Consider the following 22,833-nt stretch of genomic DNA (forward strand, 5'->3'; position numbering starts at 1 on the left):
CTATCTTTCAGTGTTTGAAGGAAAAGACGCTTCTTTTTTAATTATTGTTTGCTACCGTCTATGATTAAATCAAGGCGACCTGTATTTGGATCAATCACTAATCCATGAACAGGCACGTCTTTAACCATTAACGGGTGATTGCGAATTGTATCGACGCTTTTCTTTACACTTGTTGCTACGTCACCAAAGCCACGTAAAAACTCTTTTAAATCAAAACCTGAATATTCTATCGTGTCGATAGTTTCAGGGGTAATCCCTCTAGCAACCATTTTCTTTAGCATTGCTTCTGGGTCAACTGCACTCATACCGCAGTCGTAATGTCCAACAACATACACCTCATCTGCTTGTAGTTCATAAACAGCTACAAGTAAACTACGCATAATTGCACCAAAAGGGTGACTAACTAATGCCCCAGCACTTTTAACGATCTTTACGTCGCCATTACGCAAATTCATAGCTTTAGGTAACAGCTCTACAAGTCGAGTATCCATACAAGATAACACGACGATGCGCTTATCGGGATACTTTGTTGTAATAAAAGGCTCATATTTTTTTTCTTGAACGAAATCTTCATTGAACTTAAGAATATCTTGTAACATTGTCATGAAAGATTGCTCCCTTCCTTACAGGAATTATTTTAGAGCAAAACTATAAATATGCAAACAATAATGACAATATTCACGCAATTTTTTACGAAAAAAAGAGAAGTTTAGTAATTTATTTAGCGAATCGAAATAATTAAATATCCGTAAAATCCGCCGGAAGATAAATAAAAAACAGCTACTTAAAGTAGCTGTTTTCAACAAAATTAAAATTTTTCGTTTGGTTTTGGATCTACAGTTACTGAAGACTTAGAATCTAAACCAACTTGTAGGTAGTGGATGAAGAATGCCAAAGAGATTAATAAAACGACACTAAAGCCTAGTACAGTCGTAATGAACATAATAAAAGCCCCTCTCTACTAAAATAATCTACAATATTATCTAAAGTAATTATACAATAGGTTACTAGGAAAATCTAAGGAGAATTTATGACATCCACAACATACCTAGTTCAGACTAATATTAGTAGGGATAAATTACTTGAATTGTCCAGTTAATAATACGGAGACTTAATTATTTTTACCTAATCGCAGTGGTGCTTTCTATATTCAATTGGCTAGAAATATTCATAAAGTAATGTACTGAGCTTTGACGTAGTCCAAAGTTCTTAAATGAACAACTCTTTCCCGTCCTCAAAACAAAAAGTTATAGGCAATCTCCCTCTCAAAATATTTAGAGACATTTAAATCAGACCGTGCATAGGTGATGTGTGGTACTAACGCTATTAATAATGTGCATGTGCATTTTTCTGTTGTTAAATTTTCTTGTCCTTGCATAGCTACGACGTTTTTTATACCGAAAGCGTAGCGACAAGTACAGAAGTCTCAGTCTTTAGTTGGTAAAAGAAGTTCTTTGAGCAAGCACAAAGCCAAATCTAGATGTAATTATGCCGAGGCATAATTGATTAAATATGGGAAGAAATAAAATGAGTCTTTCGGAGTGTTTTCATAGCGAATGCGAAAAAAGTATTTTGTCTGATAAATCGACATTAAACTGTTTTACACCATTTTCGTGCGGTATTTTAGTAATTATCTGAGTTGGTTTTTAATTATCAGTCGAAGTACTTATATGAATGCGTGGATCTTTTTGGATATTTAATCCTGATTTTATGACTAATCAAGCGTATTTTAGTAATTTTGTGTCGAATAATAATAATAAATTCTTAACTTTTTTCAAATAAAGACAATTTAGTGTATTATTCTTAATTCAATATAATCAAATATGGTCGAAAAGTGAATAAAAAGTATTTATTACATCGAAAAAAATGTGAAATACATTTATACTATATTAAAATTATGGAAAAAAAGACGAAATAAAGCTTAATAGGAGATTTGGAGGTTCTAGAATGGATATATCGTCGATTGTAGGGTTAATACTTGCGCTAGTAGCGCTATTAACAGGAATGGTGCTAAAGGGTGTAAGTTTAAGTGCGTTTTATAACCCAGCTGCCATTCTAATTATCATCTTCGGTACAATTTCCGCGGTAACAATTGCCTTCCCCATGAAGGAGTTAAAGCGTGTACCAAAGCTATTTAAAATTCTTTTTAAAGAAACGAAATTAGCAGATGATATTGAGATTATTAAGATGTTTTCACAATGGGCTGATTTAGCTCGCCGTGAAGGTCTATTAGCGCTTGAGAGTAAAGCTTCAGAGATAGAAGACCCATTTTTGAAAAATGGACTTACGTTAGCGATTGATGGTCAAAATGCGGATTATATTCGTGACGTCTTAACAGAAGAAGTCGAAGCAATGGAAGAACGTCATGCTAGTGGTTCTGCAATCTTTACACAAGCTGGTACATACGCCCCGACTTTAGGGGTACTCGGTGCGGTAGTAGGGTTAATCGCCGCCTTAGCAGATATGAATGACATAGAAAAGCTAGGACATGCTATTTCAGCTGCTTTTATGGCTACATTGCTAGGTATTTTTACAGGTTATGTTTTATGGCATCCGTTTGCGAATAAATTAAAACGTAAATCAGCTATCGAAGTTAAGCAAAAAAGAATGATGATTGAAGGCATCCTTTCTGTCTTAGAAGGGGAGGCGCCACGTGTTATTGAACAAAAATTATCTTCTTACTTAACAATGGAAGAACGTCGTCAAATTTCTGATGAAAGCGGGGCGGGCGGCCTTGGCAAAGAAAGCTAAGAAAAAAAAGCATGATGAACATATCGATGAGTCTTGGCTAGTTCCATATGCAGATATTTTAACACTGCTATTGGCTGTATTTATCATATTATTTGCATCCAGTTCAGTAGACCAAGAAAAGCTAGAGAGAATGTCAGCGGTGTTTAATCAAGTATTTGATGGAGGATCAAGCTTTTTAGAGCAGCCTTCACCGATACAAAGTCCGAATCCGGAAAGTGACCAAACACCACAAACGCAGCAAAATTCAGCTTACTTGAAGGATCAGCAGGAGTTAGCTCAAATTAAAGATAGTGTTGATAATTTCATTGCTGTTCATGAGATGGAAGGTCAATTCGCGACAGCGATGACTGATGAGGGGTTACTTGTTACAATTCGTGATAGTATCCTGTTTGATTCGGGGAAAGCAGACATTAAACCGGAGTATATGGCAATAGCAAAAGAGCTAGCAGATGTATTGGTATCTAATCCACCACGTAGTATTGTTATTACTGGTCATACGGATAATGTTCCAGCTGGACCAAACTTCTCTTCTAACTTACAGCTCTCAGCGTTACGTGCGGTGAACTTCGCAGAAATTTTATTAAATAGTAACTCGAAGTTAGATGGTCGGAACTTTAGTACACAAGGTTTCGGTGAGAACCGTGCCGTTGCACCAAATGATACTAAAGAAGGGCGTGCGAAAAACCGTCGTGTAGAAGTGTTAATACAACCACTTGTAACTGAGGATGGTTCTGCTGTAAAAAGTACAAAATAGAAAAAAGCTATTAGCAAACGGCTTTGATGCCTTTATTGCTAATAGCTTTTTGTTTACAAACTTCTATTTATTTGCGTAAAGCTCCTAATTCAGCAACGATAGCTTGCATTTCACTAGGACTAAATGTGTTGCGCTTCATGACCATTTCGTATAAATAGACCAGGTCTTCGTAATTAGCTTCATCAAAATTTTCCGATTTCATCGCATCGACATTAACCATACGAAGCTTGTCTTTCATTTGATCAACCATATAAATAACGTTTTCTTTTGACGGTACTGATAAATCCATTATTTAAACCTACCTTTCGTAATCCTCGAAAATATCATTTCATTGAATAAAAAAAATGTCAACACTGTATTTGGGCATTGCTTTAAAAATAGACCGTTATTGGGTAGAATAAGGGCGTAAGTAGTTTAATTATTCTAAGATACATTTACTAAAGCAGGGGGTATTTAATATTATGGGACGAAGTAAATTATTAGCATCTATCGTAGTTGGTGCCACAGTTGGAGCTGCATTAAGTATGTTTGACCGTACAACGCGTGAAAAAACAATAGCTTCAACGAAAAAGATGAAAGAAGCAATATCGTATTATGCAACCAACCGAGAGGAATTACAAGTACTGGTTGAGGAAAAAGTATTGGCTACTAAAGTGCTATGTGAAAGTGTTTCAGAAAATGTCAACTCAATCATTGATAAAGTTGATGAATTTAAAGAATTACCTTCCACAATCGAAGGTATGATTAATGACACGAAATCAGCCTTTTCTTTGCCTGATAAAGAATAGTTGTCGTACAGGAGGAAATTTGTATGGAGAAGAAAAAAGCATCGATACATTCAGCTGTCGGTGTGGTGAAATCATTTGTCTCACCAGACGAAGACACTGTAGATGTGATGACATCAAGGGGCTTCATGCAAGATTTAATGCTACGCATACAGCGAGTGGAAATATCAGCTCTTGCAGCGGAATTGGCTTATTTCTTTTTACTGTCTTTTTTCCCACTACTAATTTTTCTAGTTACATTACTACCGTATTTGAATATACAGTCGACGCAAGTGTATTCATTTCTAGTGAATATAATGCCGGACGAGGTATACAGGCTTATTGAAAATACCTTAGATGAAATTTTAACAAGTCGTAATAGTAGTTTATTATCCGTCGGGGTACTTGGGACAATTTGGTCCGCTTCCAAAGGAATTAATGCATTGATTAGAGCCTTAAATAAGGCTTATGATACCGAAACTAGAGGGAATCTATTAGATCGAGGGTTATCCCTTGTTTTCACCTTAGCATTCGTCGTTGTTATTGCTGTCGTTCTACTTTTACCGGTTTTTGGGCAACAAGTAGGGCATTTCTTATTTTCGATTGTTGGCATTGAGGAGCAATTTGAAATAATCTGGCATAGAATGCGTTGGTCAATACCGCCTCTACTTATTTTTATAGTTTTAATGGGAATATATAGATTTGTTCCAAATACAAATCCTCGTTTAAAGTTAATGGGGGTTTGGCCAGGGGCATTATTTTCAACTCTTGCCTGGTTGGCAGTAACATATGCTTTCTCTTTTTATATTAATAATTTCGCGAATTATTCCGCTACATATGGCAGTATTGGAGGCGTTATTATTTTAATGCTTTGGCTGTATTTAACGGGGATTATTTTAATTTTTGGTGGCATTTTAAATGCGACGATGCAGAAAAAAGTATTGCAAAAAGAACTTATGAAGCAGAAAACACTAACAAACCATTAGAAAAATTGAAAAGAACAGCCTCGCTATCACGTTTTGTGATACGAGGCTGTTTGTTTTTTAGGCGTTTTTATTAAGCATACGTAAGCCATTTAAAATAACTAAAATAGTGCTTCCTTCATGTCCAATTACACCTAGGGGTAAATCGACGACTTGTAAGAAGTTAGAGGCAATTAATAAAACGATAACGCCGATAGAGAAGAAGATATTTTGTTTGACGATGCGTTGCATTTTACGTGATAAACGTACTGCGTAGGCAATTTTTGATAAGTCATTTTTCATTAAAACGACATCTGCTGTTTCTAAAGCAACATCTGTTCCTTCTCCCATAGCAATTCCGGTAGTTGCAGTGGCTAATGCGGGTGCATCGTTAATACCGTCGCCGACCATCCCTACAAATTTATGTTCAGAAAGAAGTCGTTTCATCTCAGTCACTTTTGTTTCAGGGAGACATTCTGCAACGTATTCTGTCACGCCTGCTTCCTTGGCAATTACCTTTGCGGTCTTCTCGTTATCGCCTGTTAGCATGATAACATCAATACCTAGCTCTTTTAGTAAGGATACTGCTTTTTTCGCTTCACTACGAACAGTATCTTTTAAGGCTGCCAATGCGGCAATGCCATCTTTGTCACGAATAAAAATAACGCTTTTTCCTTCTGAGGCAAGGTTTTCTGCTGCACCATTTGCAAACTCATTTGCCTCATCTAGACCAACAAAGTCTGGTTTACCAACAAGATACTCCACTTCATTAACGTAACCTTTGATACCCCAACCTGGAATATCTTCTATAGTGGCTTGAGCAAACTGTGTGATACCTTCTTTTCTTGCGAATAAAGTAATTGCTTGAGCAAGTGGATGGTTCGATTGTGCTTCGATACCTGCAAGGATTGCCATTGTATTTTCACGGTCTAATCCTTCTCGAACAATAAAATCAGTAACGGTTGGTTTACCTTGTGTTAAAGTACCAGTTTTATCTACTGCTAATGCACGTAATGCACCTAGATGCTCTAAATGTAAGCCTCCTTTGAATAGGACACCGTGTTTTGCACCATTTGAAATAGCTGCAAGTGTTGCCGGCATAATGGATGCAACAAGTGCGCATGGAGAAGCAACTACTAGGAGTACCATTGCTCGATAGAAAGTTGTTGTCCAGTCCCAACCGAGTACGAAGTGAGGTAGAAACATCATAATAGCAACGGTAAGTAGCGCAATTTTCACATAAGTACCTTCGAATTTTTCAATAAACTGCTGAGATGGAGATTTTTCACTCTGAGCACTTTGTACAAGCTGGATAATTTTTTGGAATAGTGTTTCAGAATTTGGTTTTGTCATTTCCATTGTAATGGCACCATTTAAGTTCACAGTACCAGCAAATACTTCGTCGCCTTCGCGTTTTGCCACTGGAAGCGGTTCACCGCTTATTGCGGATTCATCGATAGAAGACTGCCCTTTAAAGATTACACCGTCTGCTGGTACACGTTCACCAGGTTTTACGAGCAGGTGATCTCCGATTTGTAATGTAGAGACAGAAACTTTCATTGGTTCAAAGTTACCCCGAACAAGCCAAGCTTCTTCGGGTTGTAAGTTCATGAGTGCAGAAATTTCACGATGACTTTTATTCATTGCGTATGTTTCAAGAGCACCACTTACAGCGAAAATGAAAATTAGAATAGCGCCTTCTGTCCAATAACCAATTGCAGCTGAACCAATTGCAGCCAATACCATCAATAGTTCAACATTGAGCTCTTTGTTTTCAATGGTTTCTTCAATACCCTCTTTTGCTTTAGCGAATCCACCGACACAAAATGCAACGATATATAAAATAATAGAGGCCGTTGTTTGCCCGCTAGTATCTAAACGCCATGCAAGCAAAATAAACAAACCTGCTATAAGGGCAGCAATTAATTCGGCATGCTCTTTTGTTTTCTCAATTAAATTAAAATTTTCTCGTTTAGAGTATTCCACTCTTATCCCCCCTGATAATGAAAATCAATATCAAAACCTATATAAATCAATGTATATAAACAATATCTAATTGAAAATCGCTTTCGATTAGCTCCTTTCTAATTTAGAATTATTATAACAAAGGTATTTGGAAAAAGAAAGTAAGAAATTTGAAGGGATTTTTAAAGAGTGGGGATAAAAGCAGTCCTGGATTGAGATAGAGGCGATTTAAGGATTTTTGAAATAATTTTGAACATAAGAAAAGCACAGCTATTCATAGGAATATTCTGTGCTTCTCAAACTTGTGCAGGCTTCTCACTATAAAGTGGGGTAGATTTCCGTTCCAGCTGGGCGCTTTCCTGATGGCGTCCAGTCTTCACTTCAATCAACTGACATACGTTTTAATAAATGTCATACCTAATTTTTTGGTGATGAGCCATAAATTATTAAGTTATAAATTCGTTTTTGCAGTATGGCTGACGCTATGCGTACTCCATAGCTTAAAAACTAATTTTTTGTATTCAACGTAACGCTTTTATTAGAATACACGTTCTGCGTGAAGTGCAAGTTTTTCTAGGGATGATTTGTCTACATCTGCGTGTAGTGAGTTACCGTGAGAGTCCATTGTTACAACAGCTGTGAACTTCTCAACGTTTAAATGCCACATTGCTTCTGGAATACCGAATTCCATTAGGTCAACGCCTTCAACACCTTTAATGCAGTCTGCGTAGTATTGTGCAGCACCACCGATTGCATTTAAGTAAACGCCACCGTGCTCTTCTAATGCAGCAAGTGTTTTTGGTCCCATACCGCCTTTACCGATTACAGCGCGGATACCGAATTTTTTCATGATGTCACCTTGATATGGCTCCTCACGAATAGAAGTAGTTGGACCAGCTGCTTTTACTGTCCAGTTGCCTTCTTCGTCTTTTGCCATTACAGGGCCACAGTGATAAATAACTTGTCCATTAAGATCAACTGGAGCATCGTGGCTCATTAAGTGATGGTGAATTGCGTCACGGCCAGTATACATACGACCAGTAATTGAAACAACGTCACCAACTTTTAGAGAGCGAATTTGTTCTTCAGTAATTGGTGCAGTAAGTTCTACTACATCTGTAGTAGTATCTTCTGTTGTTGCTGCAACTTCATCTTCTTTAAATGTAATTTTTTCGCCTTCTTGGTAATGCCAGTTAATAATTTCGCCAGTTTGAGGATTGATGTCCACAGCCATACGACGGTATGCCCAGCAATTATAAGCTACTGATACGTAGAATGATGCAGGGATACGGTGCATAACACCAATTTTACAGCCAAGTAATGTTGCTTCACCACCGAAGCCCATTGTACCGATACCAAATGTGTTAGCAGTTTTCACTACATATTCTTCTAATTTAGCAAGATCAGGATTTGGATTTGTATCTTCCACATGACGGAATAACTGTTCTTTTGCTAAGTCGTAACCAGAAGAGCGATCTCCACCGATACCTACACCGATGAAGCCAGCTGAACAGCCTTGTCCTTGTGCTTGGTATACTGAGTGAATAATACATTTACGGATACCATCTAAATCACGACCAGCGCGGCCAAGACCTTCAAGCTCACATGGTAGGCTGTATTGAATGTTTTTGTTTTCACAGCCGCCACCTTTAAGGATTAATTTAATTGTAATATAGTCTTTTTCCCATTGTTCGAATTTCATAACAGGAAGACCGTCACCAATGTTATTACCACTGTTTGCGCCTGTTAATGAATCAACCGCATTTGGACGTAATTTTGCATCTGCAGTAGTATCGTTAATAGCTTTTTTAATAGCTTCTTTAATTTCTAATTGGTTTACACCAACAGGAGTATAAATTTTGAATGTTGGTAGACCGGTATCTTGACAGATTGGTGATACATTATCTTCTGCCATAATAATATTATTTGAGATTGTGTCTAAACTCATTGCAGCACGAGTACCAGCATTCTCAGCTTCTTTAGCTTTCTTAATTGCACGACGTACGTCTTTTGGTAGATTAGTAGATGTTTCAGTAATTAAATTGTAAAGACTTTTCTCCAAAGTTTGGATATTCATTTAGTATTGCCCCCCATAGAAAATTTGATTATTTCCACGATACATTATACTCTTTTCAACTAATGAAAAAAAGAGTTCAACTCATTGTAGTCGGAATTAAAGGGCTATTCTCAAAAAGAGGTAATTTAAATGTGAAATTATGTTATCTATCGTTAAGGTGTTGAGAGATAATGGAAGCGTGGTAATAAACAATATCTTAAGGTTTTCCTGATTGATTTTAGGATTTACTGGAGCGTTTTTTTCGAGAAGCAGATCACTTTTGAAGATGAGCTGATTAAATCACGATAAAGATTGCCGATAAGGAACGTTTGTTCTAAAATGAATTTAAAATTTCCTTTAGGAGGTAGTATTGTGAAGTTACTTAATTTACCTGAAGTGTTTGAACAATATCGGACAGTAATAGAGGAAACGATACAGCCTACTGTATTTATTGAAACGGAAGAACGAAAAACATCTTTATTTGAAAGTAAGTTTGCGGGTGATCCATATTTTCCGTTGTCAATGGAATATCCGAAAAGTCCTGAAGGGCAACCTTTAAAATTACTAGCACAAATTAATTTTGCAGATGTACCTAATCATTTACCAAAATTCCCTGAAGAGGGAATTTTACAGTTTTATATTGATGGTTATGATGATGTATTAGGAATTGATTTTGATAATGGTCAAAATCAGGAGGGCTTCCGCGTCATTTTCCACGAACATATTGTTAGTGATGAGTCGCAATTAGTACAAGACTTCTCATTTGTTGAAGTGGAAGAAGAATTATTCTTTCCAGTGGAAAAAGAAATGGCATTGTCTTTTGGGACAAGCTACGAACCTTTATCAGCAAATGACTTTAGAAGTGAAAAACTATATGCGAAGATCCTTGCTAATATAGAAGACAATGATAATTTAGTAGACTTATTTTATGAAACCTTAAATAGTGCAGGTCATAAAATTGGAGGATATCCATTCTTTACTCAGGAAGATCCAAGAGCATTTGGTAACTATACAGATTCAACAATTTTGTTGCTTCAAATTGATAGTGTAGGCGAACATATTGTGTGGGGGGATGACGGGGTTGGTAATTTCTTCATCACTGAAGATGAGCTGAAACGTAAGGATTTTAGTAAAGTTCTATATAATTGGGATTGCTATTAACTGAAAATGGAACAGAAAAAAGCAAGTGGATATAGAGCATCCGCTTGCTTTTATCTTCATTCAGCAAATCTTTTCTTTGCGAAAGCGAAGCGTCAGTTACAAAAGACTTCTACCTCTGAAGGTGATGAGATGAATGAAGATAAAGCCTCCGGCGGATGTCACGGATTTTGATAGGAATAAATTGTGCAAGCACCATTCAAAATCCGGACGCATTGTTTATCTGCGCAAAAGCGAAGCGTCAGCGGCAATTACGCCAAGGCGATTGATTAGTAATTATTGTTCACGAGCATTAAATTGCTCCATTTTATCTTCTAAATCATCCATCATTTGAATTAAACGATCGATATCCTCTAATTCAGTTGTTTCTGGATCAATGGCATCTAAAACTTCTAAAAACATTTCAAGACGCTCTTTTAAGTAATTCATTTGCTGTTTTTTATCAGTGATTGGATTGGACATACATGCACCTCATTTCATCCCCTTCATCTTAGCTGATTTGGGACTAAATTTCAATGTTTAGGTAAACACCTAGGACTTAGAGATTATTTTGCGAAAATCAATAGACAGAATATTTACAACATTGAGGGTGTGTGTTAAATTAATATTAAGAAAAAGTAAAGGAGTTGATTTAAAAAAACAAAAGAACTCTAACTCGAAAAGGAGGGAGTTTAAACAAGTACTCGGCCGATGTAAAAGCCGAAATTCGTGTTTATACAATTAAATGGAGATAAGTGTTAGTTAGGCCTTAGCGTAAAATCACATGTGGTGAGCGCTAAGGCTTTTTGTTATGCTGTTATTTGGAAGATTGACTTGATGTTGGAGGAAAAGATGACATACTTCTCAGATTACAGCAAAAAAAGATTTACCATTCTAGTGTTAATTGTATCTATTTCAGGCTTTTCGCAAGGGATGCTTTTACCGCTAATTTCAATTATTTTCGAACGTGATGGAGTATCCTCTGCGTTGAATGGATTGAACGCAACAGGTCTATACATAGGAACTTTATTAATCTCACCGTTTATCGAGCAGCCATTACGAAAATGGGGCTACAAACCCATTATTTTAATTGGCGGTGCACTTGTCTTCGCTTCACTTCTTGCATTTCCTTTATGGAAGAGTGTGACCTTTTGGTTTATTCTTCGCCTACTCATTGGAATTGGGGATCATGCATTACACTTTGCAACGCAGACGTGGATTACAAGCACCTCAGATCATAAAAGCTTAGGAAAAGGTATGGCCATTTACGGCTTGTCCTTTAGTACAGGCTTTGCAGTCGGGCCTTTGATGGTGAAACTTATACAAATTTCAGAAGCATTACCGTTTATTGTGTCCTCGATTATGTGCTTATTTGCATGGGCTTTTGTCTTCCTTTTACAAAATGAAAAACCAGAGCGATTAACCGGAGACTTAAAGGCACGAGGTTGGCATCGTTATAAAATGGCTATTGCATTTGGCTGGATTGCATTTTTAGGGCCATTTGTTTATGGGTTTTTAGAATCTTCTTTAAATGCTTTGTTCCCAGTTTATGCTATACGTAAAGGCTTCGACGTGAATCTGATTCCTATTATGTTATCAGTCTTTACATTTGGCGGGATATTAACGCAAGTGCCGCTCGGAGCAATAGGGGATAAAGTGGGACGACGCAATATCTTGATGATAGGCTCATTTGGTGGGGCGATTATTTTTAGTATTGCTAGTTTTGTAGAGCATTCACAAATGGCAGTAGCCGTAGCATTTTTCTTTACAGGTACATTAGTCGGCTCGATGTTTTCATTAGGTATTACCTATATGGCTGACTTAACACCGAAGGAACTAATGCCAACAGGAAATCTGCTTTGCGGTATTGCTCTTAGTATCGGTAGCTTAACAGGGCCATTTTTAGGAGGCGTTTATTTAGAATATGTAAATTACAGCTTTCTTTTATTAGTGGCGATGCTTTTGTTAGCTATAGCCATTGTTCTACTAGTATTTGGGCGAAATAAAAATAAGCGACCAGTGTCGATGTAAGGGGTATTGTCTTTTGGAATGATCCTTGAAGCGGAAAAAAGAGAGTCAAACGTTCGGGGAAACAAAAGAATCGCTCAGCTCGGAGACTTTTGCGCAACGTAAAATTTTGGACAAAATAAAAGAGCGGGGCTCATCTTCCCGCTCATAAAACAAAAAACGCCCAGCAAATCCGTGCTGTTATGGCGTTCTTTGCGTGACAAGGATGTTCCGTCCAAGTCACATAGGTTTGGCACCTAGAATCATATTATACAGACAAGCATTCATAAAATCAATTAATATTAGGATAGGTAATATTTGGACTTTGAATTTCTATCTATTATAATAGAAGAACACTTGCTTAGATGACTAATTAGTATGAGGAGATTAAATCATGACTAAATATAAAAAAATATCGATTCACCGTGCATTAACAGAATTAAAGATGCTAAATCACCGCATCGAAGCAGCAACGAATGAAGTTAGTTCAGTGTTGGCAAATCGTAAAAGCAATAGCAAAATTAATGGTGCAGAGATACAAGAATATGAAAAGCAAATGCAAGCCTCATATGATAAAGTAGTGAGCTTAATTGACTATCGCAACCGAATTAAGGCGCTAGTTGTACAGTCTAATGCTCAAACAAAAGTAATAGTGGGAAAAGAAGAAATGACTGTAGCGGAAGCGATTGAACGCAAACAGTCCATTCAATATGAAAAGGACCTGTTAGAAGTCATGCAACAGCAATATCGTTCAGCGATAAATACAGTTGCAAAAGAAAATGATGCGTTGCCAGCAAAGTTAGAAACGTATTTAGTTAATATTTTAGGAAATAAAGATAAACAATCTCCAGAAGAAGTAAAATTACATACGGATACATTTATGAAAAGAAACGAGTACGAGTTAATTGATCCGATGAATGTTAAAAAGAAAATGGAGGCGTTAAATAATCGAATTGAAGAATTCGAGTCAGAGGTCGATGCTGTTTTATCGGAATCGAACGCAACAACATTTATTGAAGTGCAAGCCTAACTAAATATGCATGGCCTAGCGAAAACAGAAAACGAAAAGTCGCTCGCGCTTCAAGACATGTGTGCGAGTTAAAACCAGAAACATGTCTTACTACAATGGATAGTTTAAATAATCGGAGATAAAAGCTCAAAGATTAAAGTTAAAAGTCCAAAGTTTACGTTTCAAAGTTCTTTCGTATTAAAGCTAAAAACTTAAAGCTTAAAAATCTTTTAAATCCTGGGCTACTGGTTAAGGTGTTGATTTTTCTGGACCGTTCGTCATCCACCAGGCAGCTAGAGCTGTGCAGTACATATAAAAATATATACAAAATAATGAAGGTGTCTCTTAATTTTAGGAGATGCTTTTTTCTGTTTAATTCTCTTTTAGAATTTTAAAGGGCGTCTCTCATTTTTGAGAACGCCCATTTTCATTACTTATTCTTCAACACAAGCTTCGCCACACACTCAACCTGTGTAGATGATAAAGACAAACCTTGATTTTAAGATTCTTACTCTTGCTAGAAATGGCTCTTACAACGATGAGCAGTTATTCAAATTATTCATCTTTTTCAGATGTATTTTCGAACCTTTTATATATTTCAAAGTATCCATTTTCGATTGCTTTATCTATATCTATCCCAATACTTTTATAAAAATTATAATCTTTTTCATCCATTGCAGTCCAATGAGCTAAGTAAGGAAATATTGTAGATAAATATTTATCAATATTTGTGAACATTAAAACATCTTGTACAAACAGTGAAAAAGTAAAAGTAGGAGTACCTTCATAATACTCTTTATATTTTGAAATAAATTCTGGAGTTATTAGTAAGTCAAAATCTTCGATACTGGATATGTTAAATAACTGCAGAACAAATATTATCTCGTCTATTTTTTTCTCATCATTGATTAAATCTAATTTACCTTTAATTTTAGAATAAAAATACTTTTCTAATGTAACAGGATTTATTTCTGTCTTACTACCAGTTGTAATATGTATTTGCTGTGTATAATTCTCGATGTCATTTACAATTTTATCGAACTCTCTATCTGCTAACTCTAGATTAGCAGCTAATAAATGAAATCTGCGTTTTAGTTCTAAATTTTCTGGTAGTTTTTCTTTTAATTTATAGCTTCTATCATGTTCAATTTCTGCCCATGCATGTTGTAGTAAAGTTCTCACTTGAATTTCAAATGGGATGTTTTGATATTTATTGTATTCGGGTAACTCTGACCTTTCATCATTTAATTTTGCAACATAGTGCACTGATCGATATCCAAATTGATCGTCGTTAAGTTCTTTTGTCTTATCAACAGAATGTTCTTCTATGATATAAAACTCATTGTCTATAACCTCACTTACTTTATTCACTTCTGATTCAACATATGTGATTACTCTTATCCCTGAGAAATCAAATATCTCATCTTTAGGATTTTCATAACCTTTCTTCTCAACTTTTTCTTTAAAACTTTTCACATCTTTACATCTAGAGGATACTTCATAATAAGTAATACCCTGTTCATCAAGTATTTCTTTAAGTAATAATTCCATTTTTAATGAAAATCTTTTATACTTTTTTCTTTCCTCTTGGTACCATACTACTGCATCGTCAATTTTCTTAGTCTTTAAATCTACCATTTTGCAATTACCCCTTCTTTTTTTCTACACATTAACATCTTTACCTATATTTTAATAGTAAAAAGTTGGGGAGTATACATATATTTGTTTTATTACTTGTCAAAAACAATCGTTCATATTTTAAGGAGGAGAGGTGAAAAACAGCTTATTAAATTGGTTGGCGATACAAATGTTCTGCTTCGTAAAAAATGCTAAACGTATTGGCAGTTGTTCAATAAAACATAAGGCATAAAAAAGATGTAGCCTCTAAAACAGAGACTACATCTTCAACGTCGCCAAACTACTTATTACTTTTGGAATTCAGGTTTTAAAACCATGGAGCAAATACACTCCACCTGCGCTGTTTGTGCAAACATATCCACCGGCTGAATATACTCTACATCATAAAACTTCGATAATTCGTTTAAATCCTTCGCTAAAGTTGAAGGATTACAAGACGTATAGACAAAGCGCTTCGGTTTTAGCTTCAACACCGTGCGGATGAATTCTGGTGCTAGACCTGTGCGTGGTGGGTCAACTGTAATAACATCAGGTGTAAATCCTTCCTTGCGCCATTTTGCTAAAACACTTTCGGCTGTGCCGACTGCGTATTTTGTATGTTTGAAGCCATGGTTTCGGGCATTTTTACGTGCATCCTGAATACTTTCTGGAATAACGTCCATTCCACGGACTTCTTTAGCTTTGTCAGCTAGCCATAAGCCGATTGTTCCAACACCGCAGTAAGCATCAACAACTGTTTCTTTGCCTGTTAATGCTGCTGCTTTTTTTATTTCATCATAAAGATGAACCGTTTGTGTTGGATTCAGTTGGAAAAAGGCGCGAGCTGATAAATCAAAGGCTAATTCTCCAAGCTCCTCATGAATCGTTTCCTTACCATCAAGGACAATCGTTTCATCGCCAAAGATTAACGATGTTTTCTCGCGATTAATATTTTGTGCGATCGATACGATACTTGGGTCGATTTTCTTTATACGTGCAATGAGTTCCGCTAAATGTGGAATTTCCTTACGTGTTGTAACGAGCACTACTTGTGTTTCACCAGTACGAATCCCTGTACGTACAACAATTGTACGCACTAAGCCATCAAGTGTACGACCATCGTAAATAGTAATATTCAGTTTTTGTAAAATTTTACGTGTTGCCACTGTGATTTTTGATGTAACCGGATGTTGAACAAGGCAATCATTGATGTTTAGTAACTTGTTACTACCTTCTGCAAATAGCCCTGCATAGACACGCTTACCTTCTTTACGTACTTGATATTGACTTTTGTTACGATAATTCCATGGATTATCCATCCCTAGAGTTTTGCGAACTTCAACTGTATTAGCTAAAGGCTTAGCATAACGTTCTAATGCTTGAATTACGATATCGCGCTTTTCGATTAGCTGTTTGTCATATGTCATATGTTGAAGCTGACAGCCGCCACATTCATTGTAAACTGGGCATGGTGCTTCCTGACGATATTTTGAAGCTTTGCGAATAGCTAATATTTCTGCTTCGGCAAAGTTTCGCTGTGTTTTAGTCACTTGTGCTGTAATTTCTTCACCGGGAATAGCGCCTTTTACGAATACAACATTACGCTTATAAAAGCCTACTCCTTCGCCATTAATACCAAGTCTTTTTATTGTTAGAGGAAATTTTTGTCCAACTTCCATTGTTGTTTGTTGCGTCAAGCGTTCCACGTCCCTGTTCTTTTAATATCATCTCCCCATTATAACTAAGGAGTAGACGATTGCAAAGCGACAGGAAGATCTTCATGTTCTAAAACTAAATCGTCAAGGGATAAAAATGTATAGCCTTGTTTTTTCGCTTCCGCAATAAACCTTGGAAGAGCTTCAGCGTTATCCTGCGCAACAGTATGCATTAAAATAACAGCGCCAGGGTGAAGCTGTTCCATTAATGCATTATACGCATAATCTGCGCCACGACGTACATCCCTTTCCCAATCCTTAAAGGCAACAGACCAGAAAATATGACGATAGCCTTCAGCATTTCCTACCTCTAATAATTTTGCGTTAAATGTACCTTCAGGTGGACGAGCGTATGTTGTACGTTCAATGCCGGTCAATTCACGTAACTTTTCATCGAGTTTCTTCCATTCACTACGCATACCATCTGGCGTAAGCCTCGCCATATTTGGGTGCCCCCATGAATGGTTGCCAATAGTATGTCCATCTTTAACCATACGTTTTACTAAATCAGGGGCACTTTCTAAATAATGACCAGTTAAAAAGAAGGTAGCTGGTGCATTTTCCTTCTTCAAAGTATCTAAAATACTTTCTGTAAACCCATTTTCATATCCGTTATCAAAGGTTAAATAAGCAACTTTTTTATCTGGCTTTCCTTTATAAATTGCACCATATTTCTCAACGACTTGATCAAGCTGTGCCCCAGCTTCCGCTTGTTCACCATTTTTCGCTCGTTTAAAGCCCCAGTTGTATTCTTCAGATCCAGAAGCCGAAAATGGATTAAAGCTAATTGCCGCGGCAATAATAAAAGTAGCGATGACCGCTCCTACTATATGCTGTTTCCACATAAAAACGCATCCTTTCTTTTTCATTAGAATGCGTATTTTTAAAAAAATTATCCTATTCGATTCAATACATTAAATCTTGAAGTGCTTCTTTTAAATGAGGGAATTTAAATGTAAAATGATGTTTTTCTAAAACAGTAGGTAATACATGCTGACCTTCTAATACAAGCATGCTTTGTTCACCTAGCGCTAAACGCATGACAACGCTTGGTACAGGCATCCAATGACGTCTTTCCATTATATTTGCAATTGTTTTTCCTAAATTCTTCATACGTGTCGCATTAGGAGCAGTGACATTAAAAGGGCCTTTGATATCATCGTTCATAATTGTGAAATATATAGCTCTTGCTACGTCCTCTACATGGACCCATGAAAGCCATTGTTTACCTGAACCTATTGTGCCCCCGATATGCAATTTATATGGTAGTAACATGGAGGGAAGAGCTCCATTTTCACGTCCTAAAATAACACCAAAACGAGCAAGAGTAACTCGAACTCCTAATTTTTCTGCACGTATTGCATGGCGTTCCCAATCATGAACTGTCGTGCCTAAAAAATCAGTTGCATAGTCTATAGAATTTTCGGTATAGATAGACGTTGTAGAGGTAGGATAAATCCCAACTGCACTCGCATTGACAAGCACTTTTGGCTTTGAGCTAAGGTGTTCCATAATGTGTACTATCTCAAGTGTTGCTTCCATGCGACTTGAATAAATGGCTTTTTTCTGTTTTTTTGTCCAACGTCCATTATTTAAAGAAATACCAGCTAAATTAACAATTGCATCGACTTCATTTAACAACTGTTCAGGTCTTGCTCCTTGCTGTAGCCATTGTACATATTGAATATCATTTTTTTGACATGTTTTGTTCCGTGTTAAAATGATGACTTCATGTCCCATTTCTAGCAAAAGCTTTGTTAGAGCTTTCCCTACAAAACCAGTACCACCTGCAATAACGACTTTCATAAGAGCCCTCCTTTAAACGATTCTATATGAGCAAGTTTACCACCGATTTATTTACAAATGTTAGTCTCCAGAAAGTAGTACCCGCGGAAGAGAAGCGAATCCCCGCGGAAGAGAGGAGAATACCCGCGGAAGAGCGGAGAATATCCGCGGAAGAGAAGAGAATACCCGCGGAAGGGAAGCGAATACCCGCGGAAGAGAGGAGAATACCCGCGGAAGAGCGGAGAATACCCGCGAAAGAGCGGAGAATACCCGCGAAAGGGTAGCGAATACTCGCGAGGAAGAGAGGAGAATACCCGCGGAAGAGAAGCGAATACCCGCGGAAGAGAGGAGAATACCCGCGGAAGAGAAGCGAATACCCGCGCGGAAGGGAAACGAATCCCCGCGGAAGGGAAACGAATACCCGCGGAAGAGAAGCGAATACCCGCGGAAGGGAAGCGAATACCCGCGGAAGAGAGGAGAATACCCGCGGAAGAGAAGCGAATCCCCGCGCGGAAGGGAAACGAATACCCGCGGAAGAGAGGGAAATACCCGCGGAAGGGAAGCGAATACCCGCGAAAGGGAGGAGAATACCCGCGGAAGAGAAGAGAATACCCGCGGAAGGGAAGCGAATCCCCGCGCGAAAGGGAAGCGAATACTCGCGCGGAAGAGCGGCGAATCCCCGCGAAAGGGAGGAGAATACCCGCGGAAGGGAAGCGAATACCCGCGGAAGAGAGGAGAATACCCGCGGAAGAGAGGAGAATACCCGCGGAAGAGAGGAGAATACCCGCGGAAGAGAGGAGAATACCCGCAAAAGAGCGGAGAATACCCGCGGAAGAGAGGAAAATACCCGCGGAAGGGAAGCGAATCCCCGCGAAAGGGAGGAGAATACCCGCGGGAGGGAAGCGAATCCCCGCGGAAGAGAAGAGAATACCCGCGCGAAAGGGAGGAGAATACCCGCGGGAGGGAGGAGAATACCCGCGGAAGAGAGGAGAATACCCGCGGAAGAGAGGAGAATACCCACGGAAGGGAAGCGAATACCCGCGGAAGAGAGGAGAATACCCGCGGAAGAGAAGCGAATACCCGCGCGGAAGAGAGGAGAATCCCCGCGGAAGGGAAGCTAATACCCGCGGAAGAGCGGAGAATATCCGCGGAAGAGAGGAGAATACCCGCGGAAGAGAAGCGAATCCCCGCGCGGAAGAGAGGAGAATCCCCGCGCGGAAGAGCGGAGAATACCCGCGGAAGGGAAGCGAATACCCGCGGAAGAGAGGAGAATACCCGCGGAAGAGAAGTGAATACCCGCGGAAGAGAGGAAAATACCCGCGGAAGGGGAGCGAATCCCCGCGGAAGAGAGGAGAATACCCGCGGAAGAGAAGCGAATACCCGCGGAAGGGAAGCGAATACCCGCGGAAGAGAGGAGAATACCCGCGGAAGAGAAGCGAATCCCCGCGCGGAAGAGAGGAGAATACCCGCGGAAGAGAAGCGTATACCCGCGCGGAAGGGAAACGAATACCCGCGGAAGAGAGGGAAATACCCGCGGAAGGGAAGCGAATACCCGCGAAAGGGAGGAGAATACCCGCGGAAGAGAAGCGTATACCCGCGCGGAAGGGAAACGAATACCCGCGCAAAACGTGCAAACACCCGCGAACATGGTATACCCGCGGGAAAAAAGCAATGCCCGCGAAAAATGTTATAATGGTAAATAGTGAGGTGTTACGAATGCGTATTATTACGAAAATTGCACGTCAAAAAAACAATCCAGAACGTTATAATATATATTTGAACGAAGAATACGCTTTTCCTGTAGATGAGGCAATTCTTATTCAATTTGGATTAACGAAGGGAAAAGTGCTTGAGGAATTTGATATTCAAGAAATTGCCTATGAGGATGAGATTCGAAAAGCTTTTAATAAAGGGTTAAATTTTTTATCTTATCAAATGCGCAGTGAGCATGAAGTAAAGAAAAAGCTTCTCACGTTAGAATTTGGGGAAGCCGTTATTTTAGAGGCTATACAAAAGCTTAAATCATACGGCTTTTTAAATGATGAAACTTACTCCAAAGCATTACTTAATACGAAAAAAGCTACGATGAAAAAGGGACCTAAGGCAATTAGACAAGACCTTATGAAAAAAGGAATTGATAAAAGCTTACAGGATGAGGTACTTGCTACGTACAGTCATGCGGAACAGGTAAAGCTTGCAACACAATTGGCTGAGAAGGTCATTCGATCGGAAAAAAAGAAAACACCAACACAAATAAAAGCTAAAATTCAAGATTTTTTAATGCGAAAAGGTTATTCTTTTAGTGTTGTAGATGATGTGCTCAGTCAAGTAGAGATTGAGCAAGATGACGATGAATGGCAACAGCTACTTGATGGACAAGGCGAAAAAGTTTGGAAAAAGTATTCATCGAAGTATACTGGTTATGAATTGAAAATGAAAATAAAGCAGGCGCTCTATCAAAAGGGGTTTCCTATAGAGGTTATAGATCGTTTTATAGAAGAGAAGGAGAATGAGGAATGAACGAAAAAAATTATGCTGCAATGTCAGAGCACGAATTACGTGAGGAAATAGCTATGATAAAGGAAAAGGCACGTAAGGCGGAGCAGCTAGGTATCATCAATGAATTCGCAGTATATGAGCGTAAGGCTTTAATGGCGGCTGCTTATTTGGTTGATTTAGATACAATAATTCCTGGAGAAATGTATCGTATTGACGGCTCTGAAAATGAATTTTTCCAAGTGGATTATTTAAAAGGACGCTTTGCTTGGGGGCATCGCTTAGGGGGCGAAAAATACCAAGAGGCTTTACCTGTTTCCATGCTATCTCCTGTAAAGGTGGGCAAATAAATGGATGAAAAGATTGAAAAACTAACTGCTGAATTACTTGCAAAAAACCCGCAAATGTCAGTAGGACGTGCACGAGTATGGATTGAGCTTTTATGGAGTGATTTTGAATCGACTTCTGCAAAAGCTGGCTACTCCTATCGTGGTGCTGATTACACTGAAAATTTAGTGCGTCAATTAATCACCAGCTACGGTGATAAACTGCATGCATTTGCAGGACGCAATCCCAAATACGCACATTTACTTGATGCTAGTGATGATATGGTGCAATAACAAAACCCTGGCCAATATTTGGTCAGGGTTTGCTGATGTTTAATTACTTGCGCCAACCTGTAATTTTTTCTGGAGTTTATCTTCGGTAAAAATCCAGCCTGTGTATGAAGTGATAATCTCATTGTCATCGTTTAAATGAGCGACAGCAACGAACGGATAGCGATTATCACTGCGGTAACGCAGATCAATTAATCTTACTTCAGTTAAGCCATTATCGAGTTCTGAAATTTCCCAACGATACAATGGTGAGAATGACACGAAAGCGGCGAGATTGCGATCTTTCAAAGCTATTTCGATAAGAGGCGTTTTCGGTAAAGGTTTTATTTCAAATTTATCATAAATATTAACAGTTCGCCCATAAGCGCGCCCAACGTAATAATGCGTTTTGGATTTTGCTGCAATTCGCCAGTGGAAGAATCGCATTGTAGGGGCTACAATGACATACTCTTCATCCTGTATGGTTTTATGCACAGCGTTCTTTACAGCCTTTTGGACTGCAAAACGTAAAATATAGTAAACGATAATAATGAGATACATAATACTAAATGTCCAAACTGGATTTGCACCAAATGCCCAAAGTAAAATGCCAAGGCAATGTAGTGTAAAAATAATAGGATCAAATGTATTAATGACACCAAGCGCAACCCATCTTCTAGAAAATGGTCGAAGTGCTTGTGTACCATAAGCATTGAAAATATCAACAAAGACGTGAAGTGCTACAGCTAAAAATGTCCAAAGCCATAAATGAAACACATTTGCGTCTTGAATAATAAGTGCTAAAACCGCTGTAATTAAGATGGGCCAAATAGCTACTGCTGGTAGTGAATGTGTAATTCCCCGATGATGTCGAATGTAAATGGCGTTATTGCGCAATTTTAAAACTGTATCGACATCAGGTGCCTGTGAGCCAATAATTGCACCTGCCATTACTGCGGTAAAGGTCATAGAATGACTTGCAACAACGGGATCAGCTAATGCAAGACCACCGAGGGCTATACCCATAACGAAATGTGTGCCTGAATCCAAAAATATCCACTCCTTGTATGCATCAAAAAAGAGTACAATGTGCATACATGTATATTTCAATAATCCTTAAACCTGATATTTACTCAATTAAGACAGTCGTTTTAAAGCTGGAAAAATTATGACGTTTTTTGTCGTTTCTGACAATGATCTTTTCTTAATTGTATACTCT

23 protein-coding genes are annotated in these 22,833 nt (G+C 38.2%); 12 read left to right on the forward strand and 11 right to left on the reverse strand.

Translation table 11 applies throughout. The annotated features are described in order from the left end of the window. Positions 1–41 precede the first annotated feature (41 nt). A complete protein-coding gene (locus ACYQ73_RS22960; protein ID WP_460014562.1) occupies positions 42–605 on the reverse strand; it encodes a beta-class carbonic anhydrase in 564 nt (187 codons plus the stop codon). 203 nt (positions 606–808) lie between these two features. Continuing rightward, positions 809–943, reverse strand: a complete 135-nt coding sequence (locus ACYQ73_RS22965) for a hypothetical protein (protein WP_323655628.1) — start codon at positions 941–943, stop codon at positions 809–811. A gap of 1,004 nt (positions 944–1,947) precedes the next feature. On the opposite strand from ACYQ73_RS22965, the gene motA reads away from it, so the two are divergent. Continuing rightward, positions 1,948–2,751: a flagellar motor stator protein MotA gene (gene motA, locus ACYQ73_RS22970; RefSeq protein WP_079562711.1), complete on the forward strand. Its 804-nt coding sequence runs from the start codon at positions 1,948–1,950 to the stop codon at positions 2,749–2,751. Next, positions 2,735–3,505 (forward strand): flagellar motor protein MotB, encoded by a 771-nt coding sequence (gene motB, locus ACYQ73_RS22975; RefSeq protein WP_460014563.1) that lies wholly within the window; start codon positions 2,735–2,737, stop codon positions 3,503–3,505. Before motA ends, motB begins: the two co-directional genes overlap by 17 nt. 67 nt (positions 3,506–3,572) lie before the next feature. On the opposite strand, the gene ACYQ73_RS22980 is transcribed toward motB, so the two are convergent. Further along, positions 3,573–3,794: a DUF1128 domain-containing protein gene (locus ACYQ73_RS22980; protein ID WP_053483058.1), complete on the reverse strand. Its 222-nt coding sequence runs from the start codon at positions 3,792–3,794 to the stop codon at positions 3,573–3,575. A 172-nt stretch (positions 3,795–3,966) separates the two neighbouring features. Here ACYQ73_RS22980 and ACYQ73_RS22985 point away from each other — a divergent pair, with 172 nt between their 5' ends. Further along, a complete protein-coding gene (locus ACYQ73_RS22985) occupies positions 3,967–4,293 on the forward strand; it encodes a YtxH domain-containing protein (protein ID WP_460014564.1) in 327 nt (108 codons plus the stop codon). A 23-nt stretch (positions 4,294–4,316) separates the two neighbouring features. Next, positions 4,317–5,255 (forward strand): YihY/virulence factor BrkB family protein, encoded by a 939-nt coding sequence (locus tag ACYQ73_RS22990; protein ID WP_460014565.1) that lies wholly within the window; start codon positions 4,317–4,319, stop codon positions 5,253–5,255. Positions 5,256–5,312: 57 nt separating this feature from the next. Here the strand turns inward: ACYQ73_RS22990 and ACYQ73_RS22995 are convergent, their stop codons facing one another. Together ACYQ73_RS22995 and ACYQ73_RS23000 are read right to left on the reverse strand one after the other, a co-directional pair. Beyond that, positions 5,313–7,217, reverse strand: coding sequence for a heavy metal translocating P-type ATPase (locus ACYQ73_RS22995; protein ID WP_460014566.1), 1,905 nt, complete (start codon positions 7,215–7,217; stop codon positions 5,313–5,315). 517 nt (positions 7,218–7,734) lie between these two features. Continuing rightward, positions 7,735–9,273 (reverse strand): fumarate hydratase, encoded by a 1,539-nt coding sequence (locus ACYQ73_RS23000; RefSeq protein ID WP_460014567.1) that lies wholly within the window; start codon positions 9,271–9,273, stop codon positions 7,735–7,737. 351 nt (positions 9,274–9,624) lie between these two features. Here ACYQ73_RS23000 and ACYQ73_RS23005 point away from each other — a divergent pair, with 351 nt between their 5' ends. Further along, a complete protein-coding gene (locus ACYQ73_RS23005) occupies positions 9,625–10,413 on the forward strand; it encodes a YwqG family protein (protein ID WP_460014568.1) in 789 nt (262 codons plus the stop codon). Between the two features lie 6 nt (positions 10,414–10,419). Next, positions 10,420–10,584, forward strand: coding sequence for a hypothetical protein (locus tag ACYQ73_RS23010; RefSeq protein ID WP_460014569.1), 165 nt, complete (start codon positions 10,420–10,422; stop codon positions 10,582–10,584). A gap of 102 nt (positions 10,585–10,686) precedes the next feature. Here the strand turns inward: ACYQ73_RS23010 and ACYQ73_RS23015 are convergent, their stop codons facing one another. After that, complete coding sequence (locus ACYQ73_RS23015) at positions 10,687–10,872, reverse strand: SE1561 family protein (protein ID WP_049668848.1); 186 nt, start codon at positions 10,870–10,872, stop codon at positions 10,687–10,689. A gap of 369 nt (positions 10,873–11,241) precedes the next feature. Here ACYQ73_RS23015 and ACYQ73_RS23020 point away from each other — a divergent pair, with 369 nt between their 5' ends. Continuing rightward, on the forward strand, positions 11,242–12,420 hold the full coding sequence (locus ACYQ73_RS23020) for an MFS transporter (RefSeq protein WP_460014570.1): 1,179 nt from the start codon (positions 11,242–11,244) through the stop codon (positions 12,418–12,420). A gap of 370 nt (positions 12,421–12,790) precedes the next feature. After that, complete coding sequence (locus tag ACYQ73_RS23025) at positions 12,791–13,426, forward strand: hypothetical protein (RefSeq protein WP_460014571.1); 636 nt, start codon at positions 12,791–12,793, stop codon at positions 13,424–13,426. A gap of 534 nt (positions 13,427–13,960) precedes the next feature. Here ACYQ73_RS23025 and ACYQ73_RS23030 read toward each other — a convergent pair. The 4 genes from ACYQ73_RS23030 to ACYQ73_RS23045 all read right to left on the reverse strand — a co-directional run bounded on the left by ACYQ73_RS23030 (position 13,961) and on the right by ACYQ73_RS23045 (position 18,543). Beyond that, complete coding sequence (locus ACYQ73_RS23030; protein ID WP_460014572.1) at positions 13,961–15,043, reverse strand: GTP pyrophosphokinase; 1,083 nt, start codon at positions 15,041–15,043, stop codon at positions 13,961–13,963. 287 nt (positions 15,044–15,330) lie between these two features. Then, on the reverse strand, positions 15,331–16,719 hold the full coding sequence (gene rlmD, locus ACYQ73_RS23035) for a 23S rRNA (uracil(1939)-C(5))-methyltransferase RlmD (protein WP_460014595.1): 1,389 nt from the start codon (positions 16,717–16,719) through the stop codon (positions 15,331–15,333). A gap of 44 nt (positions 16,720–16,763) precedes the next feature. After that, positions 16,764–17,582 (reverse strand): delta-lactam-biosynthetic de-N-acetylase, encoded by an 819-nt coding sequence (locus ACYQ73_RS23040; protein WP_460014573.1) that lies wholly within the window; start codon positions 17,580–17,582, stop codon positions 16,764–16,766. A gap of 61 nt (positions 17,583–17,643) precedes the next feature. Beyond that, positions 17,644–18,543 carry a TIGR01777 family oxidoreductase gene (locus ACYQ73_RS23045; RefSeq protein WP_460014574.1) on the reverse strand — a complete coding sequence of 300 codons (900 nt, stop codon included), beginning with the start codon at positions 18,541–18,543 and terminating at the stop codon, positions 17,644–17,646. A gap of 1,267 nt (positions 18,544–19,810) precedes the next feature. Here ACYQ73_RS23045 and ACYQ73_RS23050 point away from each other — a divergent pair. Genes ACYQ73_RS23050 through ACYQ73_RS23065 form a run of 4 tightly spaced genes read left to right on the forward strand, consistent with a single transcriptional unit; the run spans position 19,811 to position 21,638 of the window. Beyond that, the gene (locus ACYQ73_RS23050; protein WP_460014575.1) at positions 19,811–20,215 is read left to right on the forward strand and encodes a hypothetical protein; all 405 of its coding nucleotides are present in this window, start codon (positions 19,811–19,813) and stop codon (positions 20,213–20,215) included. 23 nt (positions 20,216–20,238) lie between these two features. After that, the gene (gene recX, locus ACYQ73_RS23055; RefSeq protein WP_460014576.1) at positions 20,239–21,042 is read left to right on the forward strand and encodes a recombination regulator RecX; all 804 of its coding nucleotides are present in this window, start codon (positions 20,239–20,241) and stop codon (positions 21,040–21,042) included. Continuing rightward, positions 21,039–21,368: a YfhH family protein gene (locus ACYQ73_RS23060; RefSeq protein WP_053483069.1), complete on the forward strand. Its 330-nt coding sequence runs from the start codon at positions 21,039–21,041 to the stop codon at positions 21,366–21,368. The genes recX and ACYQ73_RS23060 overlap by 4 nt, the downstream gene beginning before the upstream one ends. Further along, positions 21,369–21,638, forward strand: a complete 270-nt coding sequence (locus tag ACYQ73_RS23065; protein WP_402871437.1) for a YfhJ family protein — start codon at positions 21,369–21,371, stop codon at positions 21,636–21,638. Positions 21,639–21,677: 39 nt separating this feature from the next. On the opposite strand, the gene ACYQ73_RS23070 is transcribed toward ACYQ73_RS23065, so the two are convergent. Further along, the gene (locus ACYQ73_RS23070; RefSeq protein ID WP_460014577.1) at positions 21,678–22,664 is read right to left on the reverse strand and encodes a metal-dependent hydrolase; all 987 of its coding nucleotides are present in this window, start codon (positions 22,662–22,664) and stop codon (positions 21,678–21,680) included. Between the last annotated feature and the right edge of the window lie 169 nt (positions 22,665–22,833).

The organism is Lysinibacillus sp. CTST325, assembly GCF_054665055.1.

Coding starts and splice junctions, on each gene's coding strand:
- ACYQ73_RS22960 (WP_460014562.1), bottom strand. CDS start 605: ATGACAATGTTACAAGATATTCTTAAGTTCAATGAAGATTTCGTTCAA.
- ACYQ73_RS22990 (WP_460014565.1), top strand. CDS start 4,317: ATGGAGAAGAAAAAAGCATCGATACATTCAGCTGTCGGTGTGGTGAAA.
- ACYQ73_RS22980 (WP_053483058.1), bottom strand. CDS start 3,794: ATGGATTTATCAGTACCGTCAAAAGAAAACGTTATTTATATGGTTGAT.
- ACYQ73_RS23030 (WP_460014572.1), bottom strand. CDS start 15,043: ATGGTAGATTTAAAGACTAAGAAAATTGACGATGCAGTAGTATGGTAC.
- ACYQ73_RS23000 (WP_460014567.1), bottom strand. CDS start 9,273: ATGAATATCCAAACTTTGGAGAAAAGTCTTTACAATTTAATTACTGAA.
- ACYQ73_RS22985 (WP_460014564.1), top strand. CDS start 3,967: ATGGGACGAAGTAAATTATTAGCATCTATCGTAGTTGGTGCCACAGTT.
- ACYQ73_RS23045 (WP_460014574.1), bottom strand. CDS start 18,543: ATGAAAGTCGTTATTGCAGGTGGTACTGGTTTTGTAGGGAAAGCTCTA.
- ACYQ73_RS23065 (WP_402871437.1), top strand. CDS start 21,369: ATGGATGAAAAGATTGAAAAACTAACTGCTGAATTACTTGCAAAAAAC.
- ACYQ73_RS23020 (WP_460014570.1), top strand. CDS start 11,242: ATGACATACTTCTCAGATTACAGCAAAAAAAGATTTACCATTCTAGTG.
- ACYQ73_RS23060 (WP_053483069.1), top strand. CDS start 21,039: ATGAACGAAAAAAATTATGCTGCAATGTCAGAGCACGAATTACGTGAG.
- ACYQ73_RS23015 (WP_049668848.1), bottom strand. CDS start 10,872: ATGTCCAATCCAATCACTGATAAAAAACAGCAAATGAATTACTTAAAA.
- ACYQ73_RS22965 (WP_323655628.1), bottom strand. CDS start 943: ATGTTCATTACGACTGTACTAGGCTTTAGTGTCGTTTTATTAATCTCT.
- recX (WP_460014576.1), top strand. CDS start 20,239: ATGCGTATTATTACGAAAATTGCACGTCAAAAAAACAATCCAGAACGT.
- ACYQ73_RS23025 (WP_460014571.1), top strand. CDS start 12,791: ATGACTAAATATAAAAAAATATCGATTCACCGTGCATTAACAGAATTA.
- ACYQ73_RS23040 (WP_460014573.1), bottom strand. CDS start 17,582: ATGTGGAAACAGCATATAGTAGGAGCGGTCATCGCTACTTTTATTATT.
- motA (WP_079562711.1), top strand. CDS start 1,948: ATGGATATATCGTCGATTGTAGGGTTAATACTTGCGCTAGTAGCGCTA.
- ACYQ73_RS23010 (WP_460014569.1), top strand. CDS start 10,420: ATGGAACAGAAAAAAGCAAGTGGATATAGAGCATCCGCTTGCTTTTAT.